Here is a 25,228-nt window from a genome sequence, read left to right on the forward strand (position 1 = left end):
CACCGCCGCCCTCCTTCGCCGCCAGATTACACAGTGGACCCTCATGAACCTGACCCTGTTCCTGCTCGCCTTGTTCGACGGTATCGCCTATGCGGCGCTCGTCTTTATCGTCGCCGTCGGCCTGACGCTGATCTTCGGGGTGATGCGCATCCTCAATGTCGCGCATGGCTCGCTTTATGCGATGGGCGCCTACCTCACGGCGTCGCTGACGACATTCGTCCTTTCAGCCGGTTTGCCGCCGATCTTCGCCTTTCCATGCATGCTGGTCTCGGCCATCCTGATCGGCGTGGTCCTTGGCGGCCCGCTGGAATGGCTGCTCTTGCGGCGCATCTATCACAAGCCCGAGGTGCTTCAGCTGCTGGTCACCTTCGCGATCTTCATGATCCTCGAGGACGTGCAGCGCCTGATCTGGGGCACCCAACCTATCTTTCAGTCCTCGGCGCTTCAGCTCTTGGGGAACGTGCGCGCCTTCTCGGTCAATTACACCGTCTATCAGCTGATCCTGCTGCCGATGGTGGCGATCGGCCTCTTGTTCGGGCTGCGGTTTTTCCTGCGGCACACCATCGCGGGCAAGTTGATCCTGGCCACGACCGAGGACCGCGAGGCCGCGCAGGCCATCGGCATCGACGCCGACAAGGTGTTTCTTCTGACCTTCATCGTGGGTGCGGGCCTTGCGGGCCTTGGCGGCGCGCTGGCCTCGCCCACCACGTCGATCCTGCCGGGCATCGGGGCCGACATGATCGTGCTCAGCTTTGCCGTTGTCGCCACCGCTGGCCTTGGCCAGATCGAGGGCGCCGCGCTGACCGCGCTGCTCATCGGCCTCGGGCGGTCCTTCGCCGTCTATGTCTGGCCCGAAACGCAGGTTCTGGTTCCCTATCTCATCATGGTCGCCGTGCTGCTGGTCCGCCCCGAAGGGCTCTTTGGCAGCCCGTCGGCGCGCAAGATCTGAGAGGGGCGAGGCCATGTCGATCCGTTTCATCATCCCCGCTATTCTGCTGATCCTGCTGGCTTCGGTGCCTTTCGCCGCGCCCACGCTGCAGGTGCTGCTGACGCTGGCATTGGCCAAGGGGATCGCCGTCATGGGCATCACCGTCCTTTTGCGCAGCGGTCAGGTGTCCTTCGGTCACGCGCTCTACTTCGCCATCGCGGCCTATGGCGGCGCGTTCGCGCTGATGCTGATGCCGGGCGCCGATCTGGTGGTCGTGCTGGTGCTGGGGATGCTTGCCGCGGTCCTGTCGGGCCTTATTGTCGGCCTCTTCGTCGCGCGCTACCGGTTCATCTTCTTCGCGATGTTGAACCTCGCCTTTTCGATGATCTTCTGGTCGATCCTTGAAAAGTTCTACCACTATACCGGCGGCGCCGACGGGATGCGCCTGCCGCGCCCCACCGTCCTCTGGATGGATCTCGAACGCGGCAATTACGAACTGGTCATGTTCTATCTGGCGCTGGCGATGGCGTTGGGCCTTGGCTGGTTCGCGATGCGCTGGCTCGACTCGCCGCTGGGACAGCTGTTCCGGACGATCAAGACGAACGAGACGCGCCTGCAGTACCTGGGCATGTCGCCGCAGCGCGTGATGCTGAACGGCTATGTGCTGTCGGCCCTGCTCTGCGGCACCGGGGGCATCCTCATGGGTCTGGTGCAGGGGGTTGTGACGCCGGAATACGCCTACTGGATCCGCTCGGGTGAGATGGTGTTCATCGCGGTCCTTGGCGGCGCCGGCTCGGTGCCTGGCGCGCTTGTGGGCGCGGCGATCTACGAGATCGTGCGCACCTACGCCTCGGCCTTTGCGGGCGATGTGTGGCAGATGGTGCTGGGCACTTTCCTACTGATTATCATCCTTTTCGCGCCGGGTGGCATTGCCGGGATCTATAACAGCCTGATGGACCGCATCGCCGGCAAGAAGGAGGAGGGCGAATGAGTCATCTGCTGGAAACCAAGGGGCTCGAAATCCGCTTTGGCGGCGTTGTGGCCGCCGATGATATCTCGATCCAGATCGACGCGGGCAAGAACCTTGCCATCATCGGCCCCAATGGGGCGGGCAAGACGACCTTCCTCAACATCTGCACCGGCTGGCTTAAACCGGCCAAGGGCAAGGTCTATTTCGAGGGCCGCGACGTCACCCCGCTCAGCCCGCGCGAGATTACGCGGCGCGGCGTCGCCCGCGCCTTTCAGATCCCGCAGCTTTTCACCGAGCATACCGCGCTGGAAAACCTGCTGATTGCCGCTGGCGCGCGGGACCGGCTGATCAATCCGATCCGCGCGCTGAAGGACCGACGGCAACGGTCCGAGATGATGCACCTGCTGGACATGATCAACTGCACCGATGTCGCCCATCGGCAGGTGGACGAGCTGTCCGAAGGCCAGCGCAAGCTGATCGACATTGCCGTCGCGCTGGCGCTGAAGCCCAAGTTGCTGCTCATGGACGAGCCGACATCGGGCGTTGCCAGCTCGGAGAAATTCGGCGTGATGGAAATTCTGGTCAAGGCACTGGCCGAGGCCGAGGTCACCGCCGTCTTCGTCGAGCATGACATGGGCATCGTCGAGAAATACGCCGACGAGGTGGCCGTCTGGAACATGGGCAAGATCGAAATGCGCGGCACGCCCGAAGAGGTGCTGGCGCATCCCGACGTGATCCGTGACGTGATCGGGGAGATCGCCTGATGCTGAGCTTTCACAATGCCAACGCCTCGATCGGAAATATCCCCATTCTGCGCGGTCTGGAATTCACTATTCCAGCATCTGGCACTGTCGCGCTGATCGGGCGCAACGGTGCGGGCAAGACGACGCTCCTGCGCTCGGTCATGGGCTTTACCAATGTCACCGGCGAGATCCGTTTTGATGGTCAGGATATCTCCGAGATGACTCCGGCCAAACGCCCCGCCCTCGGGATTGGCTACGCGCCCGAGGATCGGCGCCTCTTTTCCGCCTTCACGGTCGAGGAGAACATCCTGCTGCCCGCGCAGGTCGCCAAGCTGGACGCCGAGACCACGCAAAAACGATTGGACCGCGTTTACCACATCCTGCCCGAGCTGCGCGAGATGGCGGGCCGTCCTGCCGGGAACGTGTCGGGCGGGCAGGGCAAGATGGTGGCGCTGGGCCGCGCGCTGATGCTGGGCACCAAGCTGATCATGCTGGACGAGCCATTTCAGGGCCTCGCCCCCGCGCTGGCCAAACGCTATGCCGACGCGCTGCGCGATCTGCGTGATAGCGACAGGAACGTGACGCTGATCATCACTGAATCGAACCCCTCGCTTTTGCGCGGCTTCGCCAGCCAGACCTTCGTGATCGAGCGCGGCGCCGTCGCCGAAGGCTCATTGGACGACAAGAAGGAAGAGGCCTGATGCCCAAAGATACAATCCTGCCAAAACCGCTGAACCTCATCGGTGGCAAATGGATGCCCGCCGCGTCGGGTGATGAAATGGACGTGCGCTCGCCGCTGGACGGCGAGGTGTTCACCACCATCGCCGCGTCCCAGCCCGAGGATGTGGACGCCGCCGTGCGCGCCGCCCGCGCCGCATTCGACACCGGCGCATGGGGCCAACTGACCGCTGCCGAGCGCGGACGCCTGATGCAGAAGATGAGCCTTGCCATTCTGGACGAGGCCGAAGAGCTGGCCCAGCTGGAGAGCCGCGACAATGGCAAGCCGCTAAAACAGGCCCGCGCCGACATGGCCGCCTGCGCGCGATATTTCGAGTTCTACGGCGGCGCCGCCGACAAGGTCCACGGCGAGGTCATACCCTTCATGGCGGGTTATAACGTGCAGGTCGTGCGCGAGCCCTACGGCGTCATCGCCTGCATCATCCCGTGGAATTACCCGTCGCAAATGTTCGGCCGGTCGCTGGCGCCCGCGCTGGCGATGGGCAACGCAACGGTGCTGAAGCCCGCCGAGGATGCCTGCCTGACCTGCCTGCGCCTTGCCGAGATCGCGGGCGAGGTCGGCTTTCCGGACGGGGCGATCAACGTGGTGACTGGCCGCGGTGATGTCGCGGGAAAGGCGCTGAGCGAGCATCCCGGCGTCGATTTCATCGCCTTCACCGGATCGCCCGAGGTGGGCCAGATGATCCAGATCGCGGCGGCGAAGAACTACATTGCCTGCACGTTGGAACTGGGCGGAAAATCTCCGCAGATCGTGTTCGAGGACGCCGATATCGAGGCGGCGCTGCCCTTCTTGGTGGGTGGGATCATCGCCAATGCGGGGCAGACCTGCTCGGCCGGGTCGCGCATCCTCATTCAGGAAAGCGTCTACGACAAGGTCGTCGCGGGGCTGAAAGAGCGGTTCGAGGGCATTGAGGCATCGGACCTTGCCGAGGAGGCCGTCCTTGGCCCGGTTATTTCCGCGCGCCAGAAAAAGCGGGTGGAGGCCTATATTGACGGCGCAGATGCGCCGCTGATCGCACGCGGCACGGTGCGCAAAGGTGCCCCCGAGGGCGGCTATTTCGTGGCGCCTGCGCTTTTCGGGCCAGTCGATCCGCAGTCGAAGATTGGACAGGAAGAGGTCTTTGGCCCCGTCCTGTGCGTCATGACCTTCAAGGACGAGGCGGACGCGATCCGCATCGCCAATGATACTGAATACGGCCTCATGGCCTCGATCTGGACCCGCGATGGCGGGCGCCAGCAGCGCGTGGCGAAAAAGCTGCGCGGGGGGCAGGTTTATATCAACGGCTTCGGCGCGGGGGGCGGGATCGAGCTGCCTTTCGGCGGGGTGCGCAAGTCCGGCCATGGCCGCGAGAAGGGTTTTGCCGCGCTTCTGGAGTTTTCCCACATCAAGACGATCATCAACAAGCACGATTGAGGATAATGCCATGAGACTAAGAGGAAAAACGGCACTGGTCACAGGTGCGGCATCGGGCTTCGGCAAGGGGATCGCCGAACTTTTCGTGGCAGAAGGCGCCAAGGTCGCCATTGTCGATCTGAACAAAGAGGGCGCCGAAGACGTGGCGGCAAGCCTCGGCGATGCCGCCATCGCCATCGGCTGTGACGTGGCGGACGGCGCGCAAGTCGCGGATGCGGTGAAGCAGACCGCCGACGTATTCGGCGGCCTCGATATTGTCGTCAACAACGCGGGCTGGACCAACAAGAACAGCCCCCTGATGGAGACGGACGAGGCGACATTCCGCAAGATCTACGACGTCAACGTGCTGTCGATCTTTCACATGACCAAGGCCTGTGTGCCGATGTGGCGCGAGCAGGGTGGCGGCGTGATGATCAATATCGGCTCGGTCGCGGGTATCCGGCCGCGCCCCGGTCTGACCTGGTACAACTCGTCCAAGGGCGCGGTGAACCTGATGACGAAATCACTGGCAGTCGAGCTGGCGCCGGACAAGATCCGTGTCAACTGCGTGGCCCCCGTTATGGGCGCGACCGGCCTTCTGGAGCAGTTCATGGGCATGCCCGACACGCCCGAAAACCGCAAGAAGTTCATCGCGACCGTGCCGATGGGGCGCCTGTCAGAGGCGCGCGACATCGCCAATGCGACGCTTTATCTGGCGTCGGGCGATGCCGATTTCATTACGGGTGTCGTGCTGGAGGTCGATGGCGGGCGGACCATCTAGATCATTGCCAAAGTGTTGAAGTCAGGCCCGTGCCCATTGGCGCGGGCCTGTTTCGTGGATGGAGTTCCCGCGCGTATCCACCGCGACGGTCACCGGCATGTCCTCGACTGTGAATTCGCGGATCGCCTCCATGCCCAGATCATCATAGGCCACCACGCGCGCCGCCTTGATCGCTTGGCTCACAAGATAGGCCGCGCCGCCGACGGCGATCATGTAGACCGCGCCATGGCGGCGGATCGCCTCGATCGCTTCCGCGCCGCGCTCGGCCTTGCCGATCATCACCTTGAGGCCGGTCGCGGCCAGCACTTCCTCGGTGAACTTGTCCATCCGGGTTGACGTCGTCGGGCCGGCAGGGCCGATGATTTCGCCCGGCACCGCATCGACGGGGCCCACGTAATATAGCGCGCGGCCTTTCAGGTCGACGGGCAGGGTGCCGCCAACCCGCAGCGTTTCGACCATGCGCTTGTGCGCCGCATCGCGGCCCGTGTAGAGCGTGCCGGACAAAAGCAGCGTCTCGCCCGGTTTCAGCGCCGCAAGCACCTCGTCCGACAGATCATCGAGCGACAGGCGCCGCCCGATTGGCCCTTGCCCTTCGATCTCGGGCCAGAGCGAGAGGTCGGGCGGCGTGAATTCCGCCGGGCCATTGCCGGTCAGTGTGAATTCCACATGCCGCGTTGCCGCGCAATTGGGGATCAGCGCGACCGGCATCGAGGCGGCATGGGTGGGGAAGGTGGCGATCTTGACATCGAGCGCGGTGGTGATCCCACCCAACCCCTGCGCCCCGATCCCGAGGGCATTGACCCGCTCGAGGATCTCCAGCCGCATCTCCTCGACCTTGCTTTGCGGCCCTCGCTCGCGCAGATCGGTGATGTCGGTCGGCTCGTTCAGTACGGCCTTGGCCATCGCCATCGCCTTGTCCACGCTGCCGCCGACGCCGATGCCCAGCATGCCGGGCGGGCACCAGCCGGCGCCCATCTGCGCCACACGCTCGACCACCCAATCGGCGATGCTGGCCGAAGGGTTCAGCACCGCGAATTGCGTCTTGTTCTCCGACCCGCCGCCTTTGGCCGAGACGGTGACATGCACCGCATCCCCTGCAACCATCTGGGTCTGGATCATCGCGGGCGTGTTGTCGCCGCTGTTCTTGCGGCTATCCAGAGGATCGACCACGACCGAGGCGCGCAGCGGGTTCGTGTCCAGCTGCCAGGCCTGCCGCACCGCATCGTCCACCATATCCTGCAGGGGTAGTGTCCAGTCGGTCTGCGCCTCGACGCCGATATCGACGAAGACATTCACGGTGCCGGTATCCTGGCAAATGGGGCGCCGCCCGATGGCGCACATGCGCGAATTGATCAGGATCTGCGCGATGGCGGCCTTGGCCGAGGGGCTTTGCTCGCGACGATAGGCATCGGCCATCGCTGCGATGAAATCCGACGGATGGTAGTAGGATATGTATTGCAGCGCATCCGCGATGCTTGCGATCAGGTCAGCCTCGAGGATGCGCGCGCTCATGCTGCACCTGCGCGGGCAATGATCTGGCGGGCGCGGGCGATCACTGGCGCGTCGATCATCGCGCCGTCCATCTGCACCGCAGCGCCGCCTGTTGCGGCCTCCAGCACACGGCCTGCCCATGTCACCTCATCCTCTGACGGCGCAAAGCCGCGGCGCGCCGCCGTGATTTGCGCCGGGTGGATGATCAGCTTGCCGCCCATGCCCATCTCGGCGGCGTGGCGGCAATCCTCCTCGATCAGCGCCTCATCCCGGGTGGCGGTCGTGACCCCGTCAAGCGGGGCAGGCTGCTCCGCCAGCCGCGCGGCCAGAACCAGCGCCGCGCGGGCGCTGAGCAGGGATTGCCGCGTGTGACCCATCCCCAGATCCGCCGCATAGTCGATCGAGCCGAAGGCCATCCGCGCAGTCGCCTCCGCGATCTCGCCGAGGTTCGCGATGCCGCGCGCCGTCTCGACCAGCGCGATCACGGGCAAGCCCGTGGCGCGCCCGACATGGGCGCAGCTCTCGCCCGTCTCGGCCTTGGCCAGCATCACGGCGCTGAGCGGAAGGGCCGCCGCCGCGGCCAGATCGTCCTTGTGCCAAGGCGTTCCTGCCGCGTTGATCCGCAGGATCAGCGGTGCCTCCACGCCTTTCAGCGCCTCGGCCAGACCGGCGCGGGCCGCCTCGCGCGCCTCCGCCGCCACCGCGTCCTCCAGATCGACGATCACTGCGTCGGCGCCTGCGCCTGCGGCCTTGGCAATCCGCTCGGGACGGTCGGCAGGCACGAAAAGGGTCAGGGTCATCTGGTCGGTCGGGCTGGGCATCGCGGCACTCCGGCAGGCAGGCTGGCCATTATGCTAGCCTGCCCGCCCGAGAGCGGCCAGCCACCATCCCCGCCGGGCATAGCCCGCGCCTATGCCCCCCCGACGGATGCGACTATTTCCAGCCACTGCCTGGATCGGGCATCATCGCAGGAACGAATGAAGGACAGACGAATTTATGGCGGGCGATCTTGCAGGGTTGGTGGTGGTTTCGGTCGAGCAGGCTGTGGCCGCGCCCTATGTGTCTGGCCGTCTGGCCGAGGCGGGCGCACGCGTGATCAAGGTCGAGCGCCCCGAGGGGGATTTCGCCCGCGGCTATGACCACCTTGTCCATGGTGAGAGCGCGTATTTCGTCTGGCTGAACCGGGGCAAGGAATCGGTCTGCCTCGATTTGCGCGAGGAAGGCGACAAGGCGCTGTTGCACCGCATGCTGGCCAAGGCGGATGTGTTTATCCAGAACCTTGCGCCGGGGGCGATCTCGCGTCTGGGCTTTGATCAGGCCGAGCTGCGCGAGGCATATCCGCGCCTCATCACCGTCGCCATCTCCGGCTATGGCGAGGACGGGCCGCTGAAGGATCTCAAGGCCTATGACCTCTTGGTGCAGGCCGAAAGCGGGCTGTCGCAGATCACCGGCACCGGGGATGCGCAGGCCCGCGTGGGTGTGTCGGTTTGCGATATCGCGGCGGGCATGACGGCGTTTCAGGCGGTGCTTCAGGCGCTGATCGGGCGCGGCATCACGGGGAAGGGGCGGCACCTGTCGATCTCGCTTTTCCATGCGCTGACCGACTGGATGAACGTGCCCTATCTCCAATATGTCTATGGCGGCAAGGTGCCGGTGCGCAGCGGGCTGAACCATCCCACGATTGCGCCCTATGGCGCCTATACCTGCGCGGATGGAAAGGATGTGCTTTTTTCCATCCAGAATGAGCGGGAATGGCGAGTCTTCTGCGTGGATATCCTGGGTCTGCCTGACCTGCCGCAGGATCCGCGTTTCGACAGCAACTCGCACCGGGTCGAGCATCGCGGCGCGCTGGACGAGATCATCAAACCCATCTTTGCCAAGACGCCCCGCGACGAGATGGCCGAACGGCTGGAGGCGGCGCGCATCGCCTATGGCCGCGTCAGCACGATGGACGATCTGGCGCAGCACCCGCAGAACCGCTTTGTCGAGGTGGGCAGCCCCACAGGGCCGGTCCGGATGCTGGCGCCCGGTGCGCTGGCGGATGGCGAAGTTGTACGCCCCGGCGACGTGCCCGCGCTAGGCGAGCATACCGAGGCCGTCCGCGCCGAATTCGCCGACTAAGGGAGGAAGGATTGACCCATGTCCAATGCCGCTGAACGCACCGAATTGATAAACGCCTTTATCGCCGATGCGCGCGCCATCGCCGCCGAGGGCCAGATGAACCGGCCCCGCCTGGACCGGATCAAGCATGGCCTGATGGATATCGCTGCAAGAACGGAACTTTGGGGCGAGGACGATTTCCCGGCGCCCAGCCCCGACGACAAGCAGAACCGCTACTTCATCGCGGATGATCCCAGCGGCCTGACGCTCTATCTGAACGTGATGCAGCCCGGCAAGGTGATCCCGCCGCATAACCACACCGTCTTTGCCTGCATCGCCGCTGTCGAGGGGGCTGAGCAGAACAAGGTTTATGAGCGGGTCGATGACGGGTCTGTTCCCGGCAAGGCCGAGCTGAAACTGCGCGAGGAGGTGGATCTGCGCCCCGGCAATGCGCTGGCGATGATGCCTGACGATATCCATTCTGTGGTCATCGACGGGACCGAGGTGATCCGGCATCTGCATTTCTACGGCCAGCCGCTGGAATCGCTGGACCGGCGGATCAGCTACGACCTTGAGGCCGGGACGTGCAAGGTCATGGATATCGGCGCCAAGACCAAGAAATGAGCACCGCACGCATCAGCGTGGCCGCCGTGCGCGAGGCGCTGCGGGACGGCGCAGAGATTGCGTTCATCGACCTGCGCGAGTTCGGGCAATACGGCGAAGGGCATCCGTTCTTTGCCGTCAATATTCCCTTCAGCCGGCTGGAATGGGACGCCCCGCGCCTGGTGCCGCGTCGCTCGGTCCGCTGTATCCTTTTCGATGACGGGGACGGCATCGCGGAGCGCGGTGCCGATGTGCTGGGCGCGCTGGGCTATGGTGATCTGCACATTATGGAGGGCGGTGCGCCGGGTTGGGCGGCGGCCGGGCACACGCTTTTCAAGGGGGTGAACCTGCCGTCCAAGACCTTCGGTGAGCTGGTCGACCATCAGCTGGGCACGCCCTCGGTTTCGGCCGACGAGTTGCACGCGATGCAGGCCGAGGGGCGCGCCATGCTTATCCTCGACGGGCGCCGCGCGGGGGAGTTTACCAAGATGTCGATCCCCGGCGCGCGCTCCTGCCCCAATGCCGAGCTGGGCTATAGGGCGGGCCAGATGGTCGCTCCCGGCACGCCTATCGTGGTCAATTGCGCCGGGCGCACACGGTCCATCATCGGGGCCGAGACGCTGCGGCTGGCGGGTTGGGCTGGCCCGGTGCATGCACTGCGCAACGGCACGCAAGGCTGGCGGCTGGCGGGCTATGATCTGGAGCATGGGCAGGAGGCGGGCACGCTGCCGCCCGTTCCGCCTGACGGCCTCGCCGCGGCGCGCAACCGGGCGGCGGCGCTGATCGCCGACTATGGCCTGCCGGTGGTCGATCTGGCCGAGATGGATGGATGGGACGCCGCCGCGCATACGATATACCGCTTCGATGTACGGACCGAGGCCGAGTACCGCGCAGGCCATGCACCCAGCTTTGTCTCCGCGCCCGGCGGGCAACTGGTGCAGGCCACCGACGAGAAACTGGCCGTGCGCGGCGCGCGTATCGTGCTGAGCTGCGACACGGGGCTGCGCGCTGCAACCACGGCGATCTGGCTGCGCGGGATGGGTCATGATGCCTATATCCTGCAGGGCGCGCCTCTGACCGAAGTCGCAGCCGGGAGCGCGCAAACTCCCCCCGATCTGGCCGAACTGCGGCCCGGCACATGGCTCGATGCCTCGCGCGGGATGGACTTCCGCGCCGCGCATATAGAAGGCGTGCAGTGGGTCAACCGCGCGCATCTGTGGCGGCAGCGCCCCGATCTTGGTGGCCCGATCACCGTGGTCGGGCGCGATCCGGCGCTGGTGGAAGGGATGCGTGCCGAACTGGCACATCAGGGATATCTTGAGGTGCAGGCCATCCGCAGCGGGCCCGAGGACTGGCGCGCGGCGGGGCTTTGCGTGACATCGTCTCCCGAGAGCCCGACGGATGCGGAGTGCATCGATCATCTTTTCTTCGTGCATGACCGTCATGACGGCAATCTGGATGCCGCGCGCCAGTATCTGGAATGGGAGACGGGCCTTCTGGCGCAGCTGGACGCGGATGAGCGCGCGGCGCTGGCGCCGCTGAGACCGCGCTAACGGCTCATCCTGGGGCCGCGCCCCTCGATCCAGCGGAAGGCGAGGGTGATGGCACCGGCGATGACGAGATATCCGGCGGCCAGCAGCAAGAGCGGCTCGTAGACGATGAACGTGTCCTGCCGCACGCGGGCCGCCACGGCATAAAGTTCGACAATGGTGATGGTGGCGACCAGCGGCGTTGCCTTCAGCTGCAGGATCGTCTCGCCCCCAAGCGTGGGCAGGGCGCTGCGGAACGCCTGCGGCAGCCAGATGCGAAAGAAGATCTTGTAGCGCGGCATGCCGAAGGCGCGCGCCGCCTCGATCTGGCCCTTCTGGACCGAGGCAAAGGCACCGCGCATGACTTCGCCCTCGTAGCCCGCATAGGACAGGGTCAGCGACAGGACCGCATAGGGCCAGGCCTGTCGCAGATACGGCCAGAGGTCGGAATTGCGGATCCACGGGAATTGCGGGAAAAGCGAGCCCAGCCCGTAATAGAGCAGCCAGATCTGCAGCAGCAGCGGCGTGCCCCGGATCACCGTGCAGAACGCCCGCGCGGGTGCGGCCAGATACCAGGGGCCGATGGCCTGCGCGAGGCCCAGCGGGACGGCCAGCATGAAGCCAAGGACCACCGTCACGACTAGAAGCCAGATGGTCAGCCACAGCCCCTCAAGCGCAAGGGGCGCGTAACGGGGCAGCCAGCTCCAGTCCATCGAGACGGCGCACCAGATCACGAAGGCGATGAAGAGGCCCAGCATGATGATGCGGCGGGGAATGAGCATGGCGTGGATCATCTGCATGGCGCCTATCCTCGATGCGACGGCTGACCGCGCCGCGCCCATTTTTCGATCCGGCCAAAGATCACGCCGGAGAAGAGCGTGACCATCAGGTAGAGAAACCCGGCGGCGAGGAAGAAGGTGAAATAGGCCCGCGTCGATTGGGCAGCCTGCCGTGTTTCCAGCGTGAGCTCGCTAAAGCCGACGACGGCCAGCAGGGCGGTATCCTTGGTGGCGATCAGCCACAGGTTGGCAAGGCCCGGAATGGCAAAGGCGGTCATCGCGGGAATGGTCACGCGCCGGGCCATCAGGGCGCGCGGCATGCCATAGGCACGCGCCGCCTCGATCTGACCGGGCGGGATGGCGGTGATCGCGCCGCGCAGAATTTCCGTAGAATAGGCGCCCTGCACGATGCCCAGCACCCAGATGCCGGCGGCGACGCCGCTGATCTCAACCGGGCCGCGGCCCAATGCGCCCGCCGCCTGATTGATGAGGTCGGTTCCCACGTAGTAGAGGATCAGGATCAGGACCAGTTCGGGCACGGCGCGCACCACGGTGGTATAGACCTCCAAAAGGTCGCGCACCCACGGGCTGCCATAGAGTTTGCCCATCGCGCCGAAGAACCCGATGATCAGACCAAAGCCGAAGGCCCCGAGCGCGATCTGGATCGAATTGACCAGACCGCGCAAGAGGTTCGCCCCCCAGCCGGGGGGCGATAGCGAGAGCAGTTCGAGGGTTTGCTCCAAGACGCGAGCTTACTTGCTGTAGATCGGAGCCGAGAAATACTTGGCCGTGATCTCCTCATGGGTGCCGTCCTCAAGCACCTTGGCGATGCCCATGTTCAGCTTTTCGCGCAGCTCGTCATCGCCTTTGCGTACGCCGGCGCCCACGCCCTGACCCAGGATGGCGACGTCATCCTCAACCGCGCCAACGATCTCGCAGCAGGAACTGCCGGTCTCGCTCTCGACGAAGTCGGCCATTGCGATGCTGTCGGCCTGGATCGCGTCGATGCGGCCCGAGTAGAGGTCCTGATTGGCCTCATCCTGTGTCTGGTAGACGCGGATCTCGGCCGCGGCATCCTCGAAATGCTTTTGCGCATAGGCCTGGTGCGTGGTCGAGGCCTGAACGCCCAGGATCTTGCCCGAAAGGCCCTCGGCGGTGGGCGCGATGTCCGAGCCTTTTGACGCAACGATGACGGCGGGTGTCTTGTAGTAGTGATCCGAGAAGTCGATCTGCTTGGCGCGGTCCTCGGTGATCGACATCGAGGCCATGATGACGTCGATCTGCTCGCCCATCAGCGAGGGAATGATGCCATCCCAAGCAGTGGGCGTGATCTCGCATTCAAGCTCGGCGGCGTTGCAGATGGCGCCGATCATCTCGACTTCCCAGCCGGTCCAGTTGCCGGCGCTGTCCGGCGCAGCGAAGGGCGGGTAGGGCTCGGCGGCGATGCCGACCTTGACCGTCTCGGCCAGCGCGGCGCCCGTCATGAGGGCAAGGGCTGCGGCGCCCGCTGTCAGCGTTGTCTTGAGTTTCATGGTGTATCTCCCTGTTCTGGTTTTGTGATTTGTGAACTTCAAAGGTCCGTCCTAGCCGACAGTCCTGAGAAACTGTTGCAGCCGCTCGGATTTCGGATTGCCGAACACCTCTTCCGGCGGCCCCTCTTCCTCGATCCGGCCTTCGGATAGGTAGATGACGTGGCTCGCCACCTCGCGCGCGAATTTCATCTCATGCGTGACGAGGATCATGGTGCGCCCTTCGGCGGCCAGATCGCGGATCACGGTCAGCACCTCGCCCACCAGCTCGGGGTCGAGCGCGCTTGTCGGCTCGTCAAACAGCATCACCGACGGCTCGACCGCCAGTGCGCGGGCAATGGCCGCGCGCTGCTGCTGCCCGCCGGAGAGGAAGGCGGGATAGCTCTCGGCCTTCTCGGCCAGCCCGACACGGTCCAGCAGGGTCATGGCCGAGGCGATGGCCTCTTTCTTGGGAACTTTTAGCACATGGACCGGCACTTCGATCACGTTTTCCAGAAGTGTCCGGTGGGTCCAGAGGTTGAAAGATTGGAAAACCATGGCCAGCCGGGTGCGAATGCGCTCAATCTGGCGCGGCTTGGCGGGGGAGCCATCGCGCTTCATCGCCACTTCCTCGCCCGCGACGATGATGCGGCCGCTGCTGGGCGTCTCCAGAAAGTTGATGCAGCGCAGCATGGTCGACTTGCCCGAGCCCGAGCCGCCGATGATGGCCACCACATCGCCGCGCGCCGCGGTCAGCGACACGCCCTTAAGCACCTCGAGGTTGCCGAAGGACTTGTGCAGATCCTCGACACGAATCGCCTCGGCGGGGGGTTCAGCCCGGTCTGCGGCGGTATTTGCGGCGTTCGCCTCCGCTTTTGGCGCGGATTGTGCGGAACTCATGCAGTTGTCTCCCTTGTCGCTTGCAGTAATTCCGATTCTGGCTAATTGTGCAACTGTATAATTACGCACCTGCCCGTCACCCCCAGCCCGAAGGCCCCCGCCCATGTCGCCCGAGCGCAAGTCTTTCCGCCGTATCGGACCCGATCAGCGCCGCGAGGCGATGATCGACGCGATGCTGGCGATCATCGCCGAGGATGGCATCGCCGCCGCGACGACGCGCGCGGTGGCGGCGCGGGCAGGTGTGACGCCGGGGCTGATCCGGCACTATTTCGAAAGCAAGGATGCCCTGCTGAGCGCCGCCTATGAGCGCCACATGGATGATCTGACCCGCGCCACCTGTGATGCCGGGCAGGGGGGGAGCGCCGCCGCGCGGCTGGCGGCCTTTATCGAGGCAGGCCTTTGCGCCCCGGTGGTCAGCGCCGAGGCCGTGTCGCTCTGGGCCGGGTTCCTCACGCATGTGCAGCGCAGCGCGGAAATGCACGGCGTTCACGCCCGCACCTATGCCGCGTTTCGCGATCACTTGCAGGGGCTGGTGGCCGAGGCATTGGCCGAGGCGGGGCGCCCGGCGCCGGCGCCCGTGCTGCGCCGCCACGCGATCGCCTGCAACGCGGTGATCGACGGGCTGTGGCTGGAGGGCGGGATGCTGCCGGGCGCGTTCGCGTCGAATGAATTGGCGTCAATCGGGCTGGAGACGATCGCCGCGATGCTGGATTTGCCGCTGAAAGAGGCGGCGCAGACCATAATGACCGAAGAGGTGACTTCATGAAGTTCGCAGATATTACAGACCGGCTGACCGGTCTTGGCGGCGCAAAGTGGAAGGTCCACATCCGCGCCCGTGCGCTGGCCCGCGAGGGCCGCGACATTGTCGAGCTGACCATCGGCGAGCCGGACGTGCCCCCTGTGGATGCGCTGATGGAGGATGCGGCGACGGCGATGCGCGGCGGGCGCATGGGCTATTCCGACGGCATGGGCGAGCCCGGCCTGCGCGCCGCCCTCGCGCGGCGCTATACGGAATCGACGGGCCGCGACATTCACCCCGATCAGGTCATGTGCCTGCCAGGCACGCAGACTTCCCTCTTCACCACGCTGATGGGACTGGTGCAGGCGGGCGACGAAGTTCTGGTGGGCGATCCGATGTATGCCACCTACGAGGGCTGCATCCGCGCGACGGGCGCGGCCATGGTACCAGTGCCGCTCGCCCCCGAGAACGGATTTCGCATGAAAGCCGCCGATATCGAGGCGCGCATTACGCCCCGCAGTCGCGCGATCCTGCTCAACACGCCGCACAACCCCACGGGCGCGGTGCTGACGCGGCAAGACATCCGCGAGATCGGCGCCGTTGCGCAAAAGCATGACCTCTGGATCATCTCGGACGAGGTTTACGAAGAGCTGATCTTTGACGGCGTAGATTTTGCCTCGCCGCTGGCCGAGGCTGATCTGGCCGAGCGGGTGGTGATCGTGTCGTCCATCTCGAAAAGCCACGCCGCGCCCGGGTTTCGTAGCGGCTGGGCGATCGGCAGCACGGAATTCACCTCGCACCTGCTGTCGCTGTCCGAGACCATGCTCTTCGGCAGCCAGCCATTCCTCGCCGATGCGACCGCCGCCGCGGTCTCGGCGCCCTCGACCGTCGCGCCCGGCATGCGCCAGCGGTTCGCGGCGCGCGCGGGTTACCTTGCCACGCGGCTGGAAAATGAAAGCGCGCTGACCGTCAGCCGCCCGCAGGCAGGCATGTTCGCGTTGATCGACATCTCGTCTACCGGGATGGACGCCGAAACCTATGCGGTCGACCTGCTGGAAGATGCAGGCGTCGCGGTGATGCCAGGCACATCCTTCGGCACCACCCTGAACACATGGGTGCGCGTGGCGCTGACCGCCTCTGATGCGGCGATCGAGGCGGCCTGCGACCGGATCATCGCCCATGCCGCCGCCCGCGTCCCCGCCGCCGTTTGACCCCTTGGGAGCCCACACCATGACCAGCCCTGCCACCCATTTCACCCATGCCATCGCACGCCGGCCCGGCCAGTCCGTCACCGCCGGCCTGCGCGCCGAGGATCGCGGCGCGCCCGACCGCACCCGCATGCTGGCCGCCCATGACGCCTATATCGCCACGCTGCGCGCCACCGGCGCCGTGGTGACGGTTCTGGATCCGCTGGAGGACTATCCTGACGCGCTTTTTGTCGAGGATACGGCGCTGTGTCTGCCAGAGGGCGCCATAATGATGCGCCCCGGCGCGCCCAGCCGCATGGGCGAGGTGGCGCAGATGCGTCCGGTGCTGGACGGCCTCTTTGCCGATCTGCGCGATATCACCGGGCCGGGCCATATCGAGGGCGGCGATATCCTTTATACGTGTCGCGAGGTTCTGGTGGGCAAATCGGCTCGCACGGATGCGGACGGCGTGGCTGCGCTGCGTGCCATTCTGGATGAATGGGGCCATTCCTTGCGCGAGTTGCACACGCCTGAGGGCGTGCTGCATTTCAAGACCGACTGCTCACTCTTGGACCCCGAGACGATCCTGTCGACCAAGTTGCTCGATTCGGAAGGCTGCTTTGACGGCTACCGCGTCCTGCACCTGCCCGAGGGCGAGGAGGCGGCGGCCAATGCCATCCGCTTCAACGATGTTGTGCTGCTGCCGGACAGCTACCCCAAGACGGCCGAGATGCTGACGCGCGAGGGTTATGACATCCGGCCCATCGACAACACCGACTGCGCGCTGCTGGATGGTGGCATGTCCTGCCTGTCGCTGCGGTTGAACCCGACGAAGTAGGGGCTACTTCAGCTCGACCTCGACGAAGGACATGGGCGCGTCGCCCCCGTTGATGACGTTGTGCTCGATGCCTTCGGTGCGGCGATAGACTGTCCCGGCGCTCACAACGTTCTCGGCGGTCTCGCCGCCGGGAAGCTCGAGCCGCATATGGCAATCGGTCAGCGCGGTGATCACGTAATCCATCCCATGCGTATGCCAGCCCGTCTGCTGCCCCGGCTCGAAGTCGAAGCGGGTGACGCGGACGCGCGCGTCGTCGATCAATTGGGTTGCGGTGCAGGTCATGGCCATGGTCGGAGCCTCCGGCGGAAGTATTTCGGGAACGGTGAAAGCATATCCCTCCACAATCCCAGAGGCTTGTCCAGAGCGCCCGCGCAGCCCCCGCGCAGCCTTAGTGACGTGGGCGCGGATTTTCCTTGGATCCAAATACCCATTCCGCCGGCTGGACCTGCGATCAGGTGGCGCAGCCTGCTCCCAAAAAGGATCGCCTTGAGTGCGCTCAGATGCTTCTCGGGCTGCCCGGCATAGCCCTCAACTTCGCGTGGGTTTTTTTGGCAGGGGTCGTCCAGTCACGTCCCACGGTGCTTCTGGCCTCGGGGGCGCGGATACCGGCCACGCCGGCGACCTTCAGACTCCTCGTCGGCGGGAGGGCAAATGGGGGTGGAGGAATCGGGTGGCGGGCGTGCAGCCGGGGCCGATCCAGCACGAATCGTGGCTGATCTCTCAGGCACCCACGCCGCCTTTCGGGGGCGCCTGAAAGGCGCGATTAACCTCTATGAGTACCCGGTCAGACGGGTGCGCGATGTGCAGCGCCCCTTGCAAACAAAGGCTTCTGGCGGCGGCGATCAGAGCCGCCGCAACACTGTGTGCCAAAATCATCACAACCCGGGCAACATCCGCGCCACCCCGGCGGGGTTCGTTGACACGAGCGGGTAAAATGCAGCAATTGATCCTCAAGTCGCGTCCATCCTTGGAGGCGGCGGATCATGACACACAATCATTCCTGCTACTCTGAGGAGGGACATACCTTGAAAAAGCATCTGCTTAGCACCAGCGCAATCGCCCTGGGCGTCGCCGCAGCAGCACCTGCCGCGGCCCAAGAATGGGACGTTTCGTTCGGCGGCTTCATGAGCCAGCACGTCGCATACGCCGACCTGAGCGGTTCCGCTCTGAACCCCGGTGGCGACTACGACGGCGTCGACATCCACTCGAACACCGAAATCATCTTCACCCCCTCGATCACGCTGGACAACGGCCTGACCTTCGGTGTGAACGTTCAGCTCGAAGGCGAGCAGAACAACTTCGGTGAGATCGACGAGTCGTACATGACGATCAGCTCGGACACTCTGGGTCAGATCATCATCGGTTCCGAGAACTCGGCCGGTTACAAGTCCATGGTTGGCGCGCCCGGCGTGACTTCGATGTACATCAACTCGCCGTCGATCTCGACTTTCATCCCGTTCTCGCTGGCATATCCGGGCGGCTTCCGTCAGGCAGGCCTGTCGAGCTTCACCGAAGTCGCAGGTAACAACGACGTTCAGCGTCTGACCTACTTCACGCCTTCGTTCAACGGCCTGACCCTTGGCATTTCGTATGCACCCGAAGGTGTTGGCAACGTCGCCAACAGCTACGGCACCGACCGTGACACCGTTCTGTCGGACATCTTCGACATCGGCGTGAACTACAGCCAGACCTTCGGCACGACCAGCGTCACGCTGTCGGCTCGCTATGGCATCGGTTCCGCACCGAGCATCATCCCGGCCGTTGCTGCAAACGCCGGTCCTGACGGTCTGGACAGCACTGCAGACGACGTTGCGGCGACAGCTGCTGCTCTGAACCCGAACAGCGATCCCGAGACCTGGGGCGTTGGCGCACAGATCGGCTTTGCTGACTTTACCTTCGGCGCAAGCTACACCGAGAACGACAACGGTGTTGCAGGCGGCGCAGGCGACAGCCAAGGCTGGAGCCTTGGCATGACCTACGACATCGCTGGTCCGTGGGCCATCGAAGCGCTGACCTATCAGGGTGAAGTCGATACCGGCGCAAGCAATGCTGACTACGAAGCCTACCGCATCGGCGCAAGCCGCGACTTGGGCCCGGGCGTCGACTGGGACATCTATGTTGTGCAGCTGAGCGCCGATAACGGCGGCATCGGCTTGGCCAACCGTGACGTTGATGGCACCATCATCGGCACCGGCATCAACCTGTCCTTCTAAGACCGGTTAATGTGACAAATCAGCGGGAGGGGTGGCAACGCCCCTCCCGTTCGTTTATTCGGGTTCCGGATATGAAACCTGCATGCAGGCGGGACCGATGAGCAAGCGCCCCAAGACACAGACAAAGACCGCAACCAAGCCCGCGCAAAAGGCGAAAGCCCCCGCCGCGGCCAAGCCGAAGGCCAGTATCGTCTGGCTGGCGTCCTACCCGAAATCGGGAAATACGTGGACGCGCATCTTCCTTGCCAATTACCTGATGAATCCCGACAAACCGGTGTCGATCAACGAGGTCCACCGCTTTGGCATGGGCGACTCCATCGCCAAGACCTATAACATGGTCGCCGCGCCTCATACGCCCGATCTGCACGACTACCAGGTCACCCTGCGCCTGCGCGACAAGGTGCTGCGCGGCATCATCGGCAACGGCGCCGACGTCAATCTGGTCAAGACGCATAATATTCGCGGGCAGGCCTATGGCACCACGCTGATCCCGCCTGAATACACGCGCTCGTCGATCTATATCGTGCGCAATCCGATGGATATGGTGCTGTCTTATGCCCGCCATTACGGAATCCCGGTCGCCGATGCGGTCGAGGCGATCGGCCGCAGCGACAATGCGAATGCCACCGACGGCGCGGCGGTCTGGCAATTCCTCGGCTCGTGGAGCGAGCATGTGGAAAGCTGGACAAACAAATCCCCCTATCCGTCGCTGGTGCTGCGCTACGAGGACATGCTGGACAAGCCCGAGCAGGCGTTCGGCGCGCTGGTCCGGCATCTGGGCGTGCCGCTGGAGGAAGAGCGGCTGAAAAAGGCGATCCGCTTTGCTAGCTTCGACGAGGTGTCGAGCCAGGAGAAGGCGACCGGGTTCAAAGAAAACCCCGGTAAAAGCGAGACCTTCTTTACCTCCGGCAAGGCGGGAAAAGGACGCGAGGCGTTGGGTGAGGATCTGATCGAGAAGATCCAGACCGACCACAAGGCCACCATGAAGCGGTTTGGATATCTCTAGGATGGCACCGCTCAACCGTATCATCTGGATCGCGTCCTATCCCAAATCGGGCAATACATGGATGCGCAGCCTTCTGGCGCATTACTTCATGCCCGCGGGGCAGGCGCCCGACATCAACAACCTGCGGAATTTCACCACCGCCGATGTGCGTCAGGATTTCTATGACGCGGCCAATGGCGGCCCGTACAAGGGCGCGGACCTGAACGATTGGATGCGCGTGCGCCCGCAGGCGCTGCGCCTGATCGCGCAATCGCGGCCGAACCATCATTTCGTCAAGACGCATTGCCAGACGATCCGCATCGGCACCCAGGACGTGATTCCGCCCGAGGTGACCGCGGGAGGCATCTATCTGATCCGCAACCCGTTCGACCTGGCCCCCAGTTTCGCGCGGCACCAGTCGGCGGATATCGACACGGCCATCGACCGGATGTGCAACCCCGATACGGTGATGGGCACGCCCAGCGGTATTTTCGACGTGCTGGGCCGTTGGGACGATCACGTGCATTCCTGGACGCATGCGCCCGGCCTAAAACGCCGCGTGATCCGCTATGAGGATCTGCTGACCAAGCCCGCCAAGGAGATGCGCGGACTGCTGGAGGTGTTCCTGGGCCAGAAGGTGGACGCCGCCAAGCTTGCCAAAGCCGTCAAGGCCACCGCCTTTGCCAATATGCAAAAGCAGGAGCGCGAACAGGGCTTTACCGAGAAACCCGCCGGGATGGACAGCTTTTTCGCCAAGGGGCAGTCGGGCGTGTGGAAGACCGATTTGATGCCTGCGCAAGTTGGCCGCATCCGAGAGGCCTTTCTTCCGACGCTCGAGTCGCATTATCCTGAGATGCTGGCCGAGACCGAGGCGTTCGCGCAGGGTGCCTGACCGCCCGGCGGCAGCATGAACATGAGGACCAAAGCTATGACCAAGGCAGCAAAGACACTTCTGGCGACGATCGGCGCAGCGGGCCTTGCCGCCTGCTCGCCCAACATGCCGGCGGGGCAGGCCACGCTGGGCGCGCAGCCGGCGCTGGGGGGTGGCACCTTTACCTCACCCGGCGGGCTGACCGTGGCGGTGGATGCGCGCAATATCGGCGGCCTCACGGGCGTCTGCGGCGTCTGGGCCGAGAGCATCAACCAGTCGGTGATGACACGCAACACCGCACCCAAGATCCTCGATAGCGGCGGCGTCACCCTTGGCGGCGAAGCCGTGGCGCAGGGTCTGGGCTTCCTGCGCGAGGTCGAACCGGCCGAGAGCTATGCCGGCATGGATGCCAATTGCATCACGACCGAGCGGCGCTGGCGGGCAGGCGACGAGTCGCGCCCGCTCAAGGTGCATATCCCGCGCCAGATCGTCTATAATGATCTCGACGGCGGCTTTGGCGAGTCCGGCGGTATCCTGATCTGGTTCCGTCCCGGCGGTCCAGGCGCGCATCCCAGCGATCCCAAGCCGTGGTATCACCTGAAGGGCACGGGTGTTTCGGGCAAGGTTGAGACCAGCGAATAACGCGCCGGCGCCGGTTGTGTCATCGTGGGGAACTGCCGCGACAGGTCTGGCGTTTTCGCTATGACGAATTGCATAGGCGAGGCTGTGAGGCATGAGAATGGTTGAGATCTCGGGACTGGGCGGGCTGATCGTCCTTATTTGTGACGTTTGGGCTATCGTGTCGATCTTCGGGTCGCGCGCCTCGGCCGGCCGCAAGGTACTGTGGATCGTCATCGTTGTCCTATTGCCGATCCTTGGCTTCATCCTGTGGTTGCTCTTTGGCCCGCGCGCCGCGCGGACGGACGCGTGAGCCTGCGCAGCGCCGCTGCGTATGGCCGCACTCATTGGCCCGTTGGGGTCTGGCCCGCGCTGAAAGGGGTCTGGGCGCTGATCGGTGAAAAGAACCTCAACCTGATCGCCTCCGGCATTGGTTTCTATGGAATTCTTGCGACATTTCCCTTTTTCGCTGCTCTGATCGCGCTCTGGGGTTTTGTCGCCGACCCGGCGCTTGTTGCGGCTCAAGTTTCGGAATTCACCTCACTTTTGCCGCCCGAAGTGGCCGAGCTTCTGACCGCCCGCGTGGCCGAGTTGGTGGCGGCAGACAGCACCACGCTGGGCTGGGCGGGCCTCGTGTCAATCGCCATCGCGCTCTGGTCGACGCGGGCAGGGATTGCGGCGATGATCGTCGGCCTCAACGCAGTCTATGGCGAGCGGAACAGGGGCGGCTTTCGGCATCTGATGGTGGCGTTCGGCCTGACCGGATCGCTGATCGTTCTAGCGCTGGCCTGTTTCGCCGCGCTGGTCGTTGTGCCGATTGCCCTGCTTTACCTCCCACTGGGGCCGCTCGGCACCTTTGCGGCCGAGGTCTTGCGCTGGTTCGTGGCGATCTCGACGGTGCTGCTCGCGCTGGGACTGCTCTATCGTTATGCGCCCAATCGGCGCGGGGTGGCGCGCGCGGGATGGATCACGCCGGGCGCGATTACGGCAACCATCCTCTGGGCTCTGGCAACATGGGGCTTCACATTCTACCTTCAGAATTTCGGCAATTACAATAAGGTCTACGGCTCCTTGGGGGCCGTGATCGTGATGCTGCTATGGCTCTATATCAGCTCGTTTGTCTGCCTGCTCGGCGCGGCGCTGAATGCCGAGCTGGAGTTGCAGCAGCGCAAGGATACGACGCGCGGCCCGGCCAAGCCGATGGGGCAGCGCGGCGCGTTCGTGGCCGATAACCTGACACGCGAGGGCCGCAAGTCCGGCGATTAGCGCCGGCCGCGCGCGGCCAAGGCCGCATTCAGGCCGATCAGAAACGCCTCGGCAAGCGGCGACATGGCGCCGGGCACTGGCGGTGTTGCGGGGTCTCGCAGCGGTGCAGCCTCGGGCGCGACCGGATGATATCGGGTGGCCGACGCGACGCCGAGAAAGATCAGGCCCAACCCCAGAAAAATACCCGCCAGGATCAATGCAGCGAAGAGGGCCGAGTAGGTCTGAGCCAGCATGATCCACGCCGCCGAGGTGAGAAACACAGCGCCGATCACCACAAGAATCGACCCGATAGCGGTTAAAAGCGCGCGCCTGAGGGCGCGCGCCGAGCGATACTTGATCGCGGAAACAAGACCGATCACGGGGATCAGCGCCTGCTGGTGGAGAGGATCCCCACGACAAATCCCAAAGCGGCGGCCATGCCGAGGGACAGGGCCGGCTTTTCATGCACGAATTCATGCGCTTGCGCGTTCAGCGCGTTGGCCTGCGCCTGCGCCGAGTTCAGGGCGTCGGCGCCGCGAGCGCGCGCCTCGTCATAGCGCTTGGCGGCGGCTTCGGTCATGCCGTCCTTCTGCGCCTTGGCCATCGCGCCCAGCGTTTCGGTGATGCCGGCCAGATCCTTGCGCAGGGTGGCGATCTGAGCCTGCAGGTCTTCGCTATCGGGGGATTTGGTCTGTGCCATTCTGGGCCTCCTGAAAATTCGTATTAGCACCGCGTGAACGCGCGAATGCGGCATCGGTTCCATATTGTGCCACTTTCGGTTGACGCAAGGAACCCACCCAATGACGCGGCGTTGCCCTTCTGAATGGCGGGGCGCCGTCACACGCATCCTTGAAAGGAGGGTATCATGTTATACTGGGCTGTCGTCTTTTTTATCGTGGCTATCGTTGCCGCCGTGTTCGGGTTCGGGGGGATTGCTTCGGCATCCGCCGGGATCGCACAGATCCTGTTTTTCATCTTCATCGTTCTGTTCGTTATCGCCCTGATCTTGCAGGTCCTGCGCAAATAGAAAACGCGCAAGCACTGACATGACGAAAAACACCGTCCCCGCAAAATGTGGGGACGGTGTTTTCTATTGGGCGCAAGAACCTGTCAGGCCGTTTTGAGCGTCTCGGTAGAGGAGAAGAACATGGCCTGACCCACCGCCGATCGGACCTGGTCCTCAGTATAGGGTTTGGCGATGACGAAGGCCGGTTCTGGCTTGTCACCGGTCAGCAGACGCTCGGGGAAGGCGGTGATGAAGATCACCGGGATCTCGCCAATCTGCTTGAGCAGAGCGTTCACTGCGTCGATGCCGGACGAATTATCGGCGAGCTGGATATCGGCCAGGATGAGGTCGGGCCGCTTCTTCAGACCCAGCTCGATTGCGGCGTCGCGCGTGCGGCCAATACCGGTGACGTTATGGCCGATCGACGTGACGATACTGTGCAGGTCCATCGCGATGATGGCCTCATCCTCGATTACCAGAACGTCGCCCGCCATGCTTTCCTCGATTTCGCGGCGCGCGGCGGCGATCAGGTCCTCAGCGTCGCTGGCGCTGATATCCATGATCTGGCCGATTTCCTCGGGCGTGAACTCCTCGATCGAATTAAGCAGCAGCGCCTGCCGCGTGTCGGGCGTCAACTGGCGCATGTGATCCTGCGCGGCAGTTTCCAGACTGCGCGAGATCGGCTCCGACGCCGGTCCTTCATCCGGGGCGCCCGCGCTTTGCCAGACAAGGCGAAACGCACGAAAAAGGGCTACCCTCGGCGAAGGGTCGCCCGCATATGCATCCCGATCCATCAAGATCGCTTCCAACGTCGCCGTCGCGAATGCGTCCCCGCTTGACTGGCTGCCGGTCAATGCGCGTGCATAGCGTCTAAGGTAAGGAAGGTGGTGTGCGATCTGTTGCGAAAAATCCGCGCTCGCTTCAGAAGTACCCATCGTTGCTCCGTTGAATAGTTGTATATTTTTTGTAACTTCATGGAACGAACACACATGTGCCGAGTTTGGTTCCAACACATGTGTAAAAAATTGAATTGAAGGTTGAAACCATGGATTGGCAAACGTGA

At 64.2% G+C, this 25,228-nt stretch carries 29 protein-coding genes; 19 read left to right on the forward strand and 10 right to left on the reverse strand.

What is annotated here, in order from left to right; genetic code table 11:
* Positions 1–43: 43 nt before the first annotated feature.
* From ACEWPL_RS05910 to ACEWPL_RS05935, 6 genes are read left to right on the forward strand one after another with little or no spacing between them, the layout of a single operon-like run.
* Entirely contained in the window at positions 44–949 is a 906-nt protein-coding gene (locus tag ACEWPL_RS05910; protein WP_393934094.1) for a branched-chain amino acid ABC transporter permease, read from the forward strand.
* 13 nt (positions 950–962) lie between these two features.
* Complete coding sequence (locus ACEWPL_RS05915; protein WP_393934096.1) at positions 963–1,919, forward strand: branched-chain amino acid ABC transporter permease; 957 nt, start codon at positions 963–965, stop codon at positions 1,917–1,919.
* Positions 1,916–2,662, forward strand: a complete 747-nt coding sequence (locus tag ACEWPL_RS05920; RefSeq protein ID WP_393934098.1) for an ABC transporter ATP-binding protein — start codon at positions 1,916–1,918, stop codon at positions 2,660–2,662. The genes ACEWPL_RS05915 and ACEWPL_RS05920 overlap by 4 nt, the downstream gene beginning before the upstream one ends.
* A complete protein-coding gene (locus tag ACEWPL_RS05925; protein ID WP_393934100.1) occupies positions 2,662–3,342 on the forward strand; it encodes an ABC transporter ATP-binding protein in 681 nt (226 codons plus the stop codon). Before ACEWPL_RS05920 ends, ACEWPL_RS05925 begins: the two co-directional genes overlap by 1 nt.
* Positions 3,342–4,793: an aldehyde dehydrogenase family protein gene (locus ACEWPL_RS05930; RefSeq protein ID WP_393934102.1), complete on the forward strand. Its 1,452-nt coding sequence runs from the start codon at positions 3,342–3,344 to the stop codon at positions 4,791–4,793. The genes ACEWPL_RS05925 and ACEWPL_RS05930 overlap by 1 nt, the downstream gene beginning before the upstream one ends.
* A gap of 10 nt (positions 4,794–4,803) precedes the next feature.
* Positions 4,804–5,553 (forward strand): SDR family oxidoreductase, encoded by a 750-nt coding sequence (locus ACEWPL_RS05935; RefSeq protein WP_393934104.1) that lies wholly within the window; start codon positions 4,804–4,806, stop codon positions 5,551–5,553.
* A 21-nt stretch (positions 5,554–5,574) separates the two neighbouring features.
* Here the strand turns inward: ACEWPL_RS05935 and ACEWPL_RS05940 are convergent, their stop codons facing one another.
* On the reverse strand, positions 5,575–7,065 hold the full coding sequence (locus ACEWPL_RS05940; protein WP_393934106.1) for a fumarate hydratase: 1,491 nt from the start codon (positions 7,063–7,065) through the stop codon (positions 5,575–5,577).
* On the reverse strand, positions 7,062–7,865 hold the full coding sequence (locus ACEWPL_RS05945) for an HpcH/HpaI aldolase/citrate lyase family protein (RefSeq protein WP_393934108.1): 804 nt from the start codon (positions 7,863–7,865) through the stop codon (positions 7,062–7,064). The genes ACEWPL_RS05940 and ACEWPL_RS05945 overlap by 4 nt, the downstream gene beginning before the upstream one ends.
* A 175-nt stretch (positions 7,866–8,040) precedes the next feature.
* Here ACEWPL_RS05945 and ACEWPL_RS05950 point away from each other — a divergent pair, with 175 nt between their 5' ends.
* From ACEWPL_RS05950 to ACEWPL_RS05960, 3 genes are read left to right on the forward strand one after another with little or no spacing between them, the layout of a single operon-like run.
* Positions 8,041–9,165, forward strand: a complete 1,125-nt coding sequence (locus tag ACEWPL_RS05950; protein WP_393934110.1) for a CaiB/BaiF CoA transferase family protein — start codon at positions 8,041–8,043, stop codon at positions 9,163–9,165.
* 18 nt (positions 9,166–9,183) lie between these two features.
* Complete coding sequence (locus ACEWPL_RS05955; RefSeq protein ID WP_393934112.1) at positions 9,184–9,768, forward strand: cysteine dioxygenase family protein; 585 nt, start codon at positions 9,184–9,186, stop codon at positions 9,766–9,768.
* Complete coding sequence (locus ACEWPL_RS05960) at positions 9,765–11,300, forward strand: rhodanese-like domain-containing protein (protein ID WP_393934114.1); 1,536 nt, start codon at positions 9,765–9,767, stop codon at positions 11,298–11,300. Before ACEWPL_RS05955 ends, ACEWPL_RS05960 begins: the two co-directional genes overlap by 4 nt.
* Here the strand turns inward: ACEWPL_RS05960 and ACEWPL_RS05965 are convergent.
* The 4 genes from ACEWPL_RS05965 to ACEWPL_RS05980 are packed head-to-tail and all read right to left on the reverse strand — an operon-like array spanning position 11,297 to position 14,463.
* Positions 11,297–12,076 (reverse strand): ABC transporter permease, encoded by a 780-nt coding sequence (locus tag ACEWPL_RS05965; RefSeq protein ID WP_393934116.1) that lies wholly within the window; start codon positions 12,074–12,076, stop codon positions 11,297–11,299. The two genes, ACEWPL_RS05960 and ACEWPL_RS05965, sit on opposite strands and share 4 nt — an antisense overlap.
* 5 nt (positions 12,077–12,081) lie before the next feature.
* Complete coding sequence (locus ACEWPL_RS05970) at positions 12,082–12,798, reverse strand: ABC transporter permease (RefSeq protein WP_393934118.1); 717 nt, start codon at positions 12,796–12,798, stop codon at positions 12,082–12,084.
* A 9-nt stretch (positions 12,799–12,807) separates the two neighbouring features.
* Positions 12,808–13,587 carry a transporter substrate-binding domain-containing protein gene (locus ACEWPL_RS05975; RefSeq protein WP_393934120.1) on the reverse strand — a complete coding sequence of 260 codons (780 nt, stop codon included), beginning with the start codon at positions 13,585–13,587 and terminating at the stop codon, positions 12,808–12,810.
* 51 nt (positions 13,588–13,638) lie between these two features.
* Complete coding sequence (locus ACEWPL_RS05980) at positions 13,639–14,463, reverse strand: ABC transporter ATP-binding protein (protein WP_393934122.1); 825 nt, start codon at positions 14,461–14,463, stop codon at positions 13,639–13,641.
* Positions 14,464–14,566: 103 nt separating this feature from the next.
* Between ACEWPL_RS05980 and ACEWPL_RS05985 the strand changes: the two genes are divergently transcribed.
* Genes ACEWPL_RS05985 through ACEWPL_RS05995 form a run of 3 tightly spaced genes read left to right on the forward strand, consistent with a single transcriptional unit; the run spans position 14,567 to position 17,227 of the window.
* Positions 14,567–15,229: a TetR family transcriptional regulator C-terminal domain-containing protein gene (locus ACEWPL_RS05985; protein ID WP_393934124.1), complete on the forward strand. Its 663-nt coding sequence runs from the start codon at positions 14,567–14,569 to the stop codon at positions 15,227–15,229.
* Positions 15,226–16,413: a pyridoxal phosphate-dependent aminotransferase gene (locus ACEWPL_RS05990; protein ID WP_393934126.1), complete on the forward strand. Its 1,188-nt coding sequence runs from the start codon at positions 15,226–15,228 to the stop codon at positions 16,411–16,413. The genes ACEWPL_RS05985 and ACEWPL_RS05990 overlap by 4 nt, the downstream gene beginning before the upstream one ends.
* Positions 16,414–16,432: 19 nt before the next feature.
* The gene (locus ACEWPL_RS05995; protein ID WP_393934128.1) at positions 16,433–17,227 is read left to right on the forward strand and encodes an arginine deiminase family protein; all 795 of its coding nucleotides are present in this window, start codon (positions 16,433–16,435) and stop codon (positions 17,225–17,227) included.
* A gap of 3 nt (positions 17,228–17,230) precedes the next feature.
* Here ACEWPL_RS05995 and ACEWPL_RS06000 read toward each other — a convergent pair whose 3' ends face one another.
* Positions 17,231–17,515: a cupin domain-containing protein gene (locus tag ACEWPL_RS06000; protein WP_393934130.1), complete on the reverse strand. Its 285-nt coding sequence runs from the start codon at positions 17,513–17,515 to the stop codon at positions 17,231–17,233.
* Positions 17,516–18,252: 737 nt separating this feature from the next.
* On the opposite strand from ACEWPL_RS06000, the gene ACEWPL_RS06005 reads away from it, so the two are divergent.
* From ACEWPL_RS06005 to ACEWPL_RS06030, 6 genes are all read left to right on the forward strand, one after another.
* The gene (locus tag ACEWPL_RS06005) at positions 18,253–19,440 is read left to right on the forward strand and encodes a porin (RefSeq protein WP_393934132.1); all 1,188 of its coding nucleotides are present in this window, start codon (positions 18,253–18,255) and stop codon (positions 19,438–19,440) included.
* A gap of 97 nt (positions 19,441–19,537) precedes the next feature.
* Positions 19,538–20,446: a sulfotransferase domain-containing protein gene (locus ACEWPL_RS06010; protein ID WP_393934134.1), complete on the forward strand. Its 909-nt coding sequence runs from the start codon at positions 19,538–19,540 to the stop codon at positions 20,444–20,446.
* A gap of 1 nt (position 20,447) precedes the next feature.
* Positions 20,448–21,317 carry a sulfotransferase domain-containing protein gene (locus ACEWPL_RS06015; RefSeq protein WP_393934136.1) on the forward strand — a complete coding sequence of 290 codons (870 nt, stop codon included), beginning with the start codon at positions 20,448–20,450 and terminating at the stop codon, positions 21,315–21,317.
* A 36-nt stretch (positions 21,318–21,353) separates the two neighbouring features.
* Positions 21,354–21,938 (forward strand): hypothetical protein, encoded by a 585-nt coding sequence (locus tag ACEWPL_RS06020; RefSeq protein ID WP_393934138.1) that lies wholly within the window; start codon positions 21,354–21,356, stop codon positions 21,936–21,938.
* Between the two features lie 97 nt (positions 21,939–22,035).
* Complete coding sequence (locus ACEWPL_RS06025) at positions 22,036–22,227, forward strand: PLD nuclease N-terminal domain-containing protein (RefSeq protein ID WP_393934190.1); 192 nt, start codon at positions 22,036–22,038, stop codon at positions 22,225–22,227.
* Positions 22,224–23,180, forward strand: coding sequence for a YihY/virulence factor BrkB family protein (locus tag ACEWPL_RS06030; protein ID WP_393934139.1), 957 nt, complete (start codon positions 22,224–22,226; stop codon positions 23,178–23,180). Before ACEWPL_RS06025 ends, ACEWPL_RS06030 begins: the two co-directional genes overlap by 4 nt.
* Here ACEWPL_RS06030 and ACEWPL_RS06035 read toward each other — a convergent pair.
* Both ACEWPL_RS06035 and ACEWPL_RS06040 read right to left on the reverse strand, forming a co-directional pair.
* A complete protein-coding gene (locus tag ACEWPL_RS06035; RefSeq protein ID WP_393934141.1) occupies positions 23,177–23,539 on the reverse strand; it encodes a hypothetical protein in 363 nt (120 codons plus the stop codon). The genes ACEWPL_RS06030 and ACEWPL_RS06035 overlap by 4 nt on opposite strands.
* Positions 23,540–23,544: 5 nt before the next feature.
* Positions 23,545–23,859, reverse strand: coding sequence for an ElaB/YgaM/YqjD family protein (locus tag ACEWPL_RS06040; protein ID WP_393934142.1), 315 nt, complete (start codon positions 23,857–23,859; stop codon positions 23,545–23,547).
* Between the two features lie 165 nt (positions 23,860–24,024).
* Between ACEWPL_RS06040 and ACEWPL_RS06045 the strand changes: the two genes are divergently transcribed.
* Positions 24,025–24,186, forward strand: a complete 162-nt coding sequence (locus ACEWPL_RS06045; RefSeq protein WP_393934143.1) for a DUF1328 domain-containing protein — start codon at positions 24,025–24,027, stop codon at positions 24,184–24,186.
* An 83-nt stretch (positions 24,187–24,269) separates the two neighbouring features.
* On the opposite strand, the gene ACEWPL_RS06050 is transcribed toward ACEWPL_RS06045, so the two are convergent.
* A complete protein-coding gene (locus tag ACEWPL_RS06050) occupies positions 24,270–25,100 on the reverse strand; it encodes a response regulator (protein ID WP_393934144.1) in 831 nt (276 codons plus the stop codon).
* Between the last annotated feature and the right edge of the window lie 128 nt (positions 25,101–25,228).

This window comes from Roseovarius roseus, assembly GCF_043355935.2.
GTDB lineage: Bacteria > Pseudomonadota > Alphaproteobacteria > Rhodobacterales > Rhodobacteraceae > Roseovarius > Roseovarius roseus.

Excerpts from the sequence above, each read along its gene's own strand:
- ACEWPL_RS05910 (WP_393934094.1), top strand. The coding sequence starts at position 44 with ATGAACCTGACCCTGTTCCTGCTCGCCTTGTTCGACGGTATCGCCTAT.
- ACEWPL_RS05985 (WP_393934124.1), top strand. The coding sequence starts at position 14,567 with ATGTCGCCCGAGCGCAAGTCTTTCCGCCGTATCGGACCCGATCAGCGC.
- ACEWPL_RS05940 (WP_393934106.1), bottom strand. The coding sequence starts at position 7,065 with ATGAGCGCGCGCATCCTCGAGGCTGACCTGATCGCAAGCATCGCGGAT.
- ACEWPL_RS05990 (WP_393934126.1), top strand. The coding sequence starts at position 15,226 with ATGAAGTTCGCAGATATTACAGACCGGCTGACCGGTCTTGGCGGCGCA.
- ACEWPL_RS06015 (WP_393934136.1), top strand. The coding sequence starts at position 20,448 with ATGGCACCGCTCAACCGTATCATCTGGATCGCGTCCTATCCCAAATCG.
- ACEWPL_RS05935 (WP_393934104.1), top strand. The coding sequence starts at position 4,804 with ATGAGACTAAGAGGAAAAACGGCACTGGTCACAGGTGCGGCATCGGGC.
- ACEWPL_RS05980 (WP_393934122.1), bottom strand. The coding sequence starts at position 14,463 with ATGAGTTCCGCACAATCCGCGCCAAAAGCGGAGGCGAACGCCGCAAAT.
- ACEWPL_RS06040 (WP_393934142.1), bottom strand. The coding sequence starts at position 23,859 with ATGGCACAGACCAAATCCCCCGATAGCGAAGACCTGCAGGCTCAGATC.
- ACEWPL_RS05930 (WP_393934102.1), top strand. The coding sequence starts at position 3,342 with ATGCCCAAAGATACAATCCTGCCAAAACCGCTGAACCTCATCGGTGGC.
- ACEWPL_RS06050 (WP_393934144.1), bottom strand. The coding sequence starts at position 25,100 with ATGGGTACTTCTGAAGCGAGCGCGGATTTTTCGCAACAGATCGCACAC.
- ACEWPL_RS05965 (WP_393934116.1), bottom strand. The coding sequence starts at position 12,076 with ATGCAGATGATCCACGCCATGCTCATTCCCCGCCGCATCATCATGCTG.
- ACEWPL_RS05975 (WP_393934120.1), bottom strand. The coding sequence starts at position 13,587 with ATGAAACTCAAGACAACGCTGACAGCGGGCGCCGCAGCCCTTGCCCTC.
- ACEWPL_RS05950 (WP_393934110.1), top strand. The coding sequence starts at position 8,041 with ATGGCGGGCGATCTTGCAGGGTTGGTGGTGGTTTCGGTCGAGCAGGCT.
- ACEWPL_RS06020 (WP_393934138.1), top strand. The coding sequence starts at position 21,354 with ATGACCAAGGCAGCAAAGACACTTCTGGCGACGATCGGCGCAGCGGGC.
- ACEWPL_RS06045 (WP_393934143.1), top strand. The coding sequence starts at position 24,025 with ATGTTATACTGGGCTGTCGTCTTTTTTATCGTGGCTATCGTTGCCGCC.
- ACEWPL_RS05995 (WP_393934128.1), top strand. The coding sequence starts at position 16,433 with ATGACCAGCCCTGCCACCCATTTCACCCATGCCATCGCACGCCGGCCC.
- ACEWPL_RS06010 (WP_393934134.1), top strand. The coding sequence starts at position 19,538 with ATGAGCAAGCGCCCCAAGACACAGACAAAGACCGCAACCAAGCCCGCG.
- ACEWPL_RS06000 (WP_393934130.1), bottom strand. The coding sequence starts at position 17,515 with ATGGCCATGACCTGCACCGCAACCCAATTGATCGACGACGCGCGCGTC.
- ACEWPL_RS06025 (WP_393934190.1), top strand. The coding sequence starts at position 22,036 with ATGGTTGAGATCTCGGGACTGGGCGGGCTGATCGTCCTTATTTGTGAC.
- ACEWPL_RS05960 (WP_393934114.1), top strand. The coding sequence starts at position 9,765 with ATGAGCACCGCACGCATCAGCGTGGCCGCCGTGCGCGAGGCGCTGCGG.
- ACEWPL_RS05955 (WP_393934112.1), top strand. The coding sequence starts at position 9,184 with ATGTCCAATGCCGCTGAACGCACCGAATTGATAAACGCCTTTATCGCC.
- ACEWPL_RS05945 (WP_393934108.1), bottom strand. The coding sequence starts at position 7,865 with ATGCCCAGCCCGACCGACCAGATGACCCTGACCCTTTTCGTGCCTGCC.
- ACEWPL_RS05915 (WP_393934096.1), top strand. The coding sequence starts at position 963 with ATGTCGATCCGTTTCATCATCCCCGCTATTCTGCTGATCCTGCTGGCT.
- ACEWPL_RS05920 (WP_393934098.1), top strand. The coding sequence starts at position 1,916 with ATGAGTCATCTGCTGGAAACCAAGGGGCTCGAAATCCGCTTTGGCGGC.
- ACEWPL_RS05925 (WP_393934100.1), top strand. The coding sequence starts at position 2,662 with ATGCTGAGCTTTCACAATGCCAACGCCTCGATCGGAAATATCCCCATT.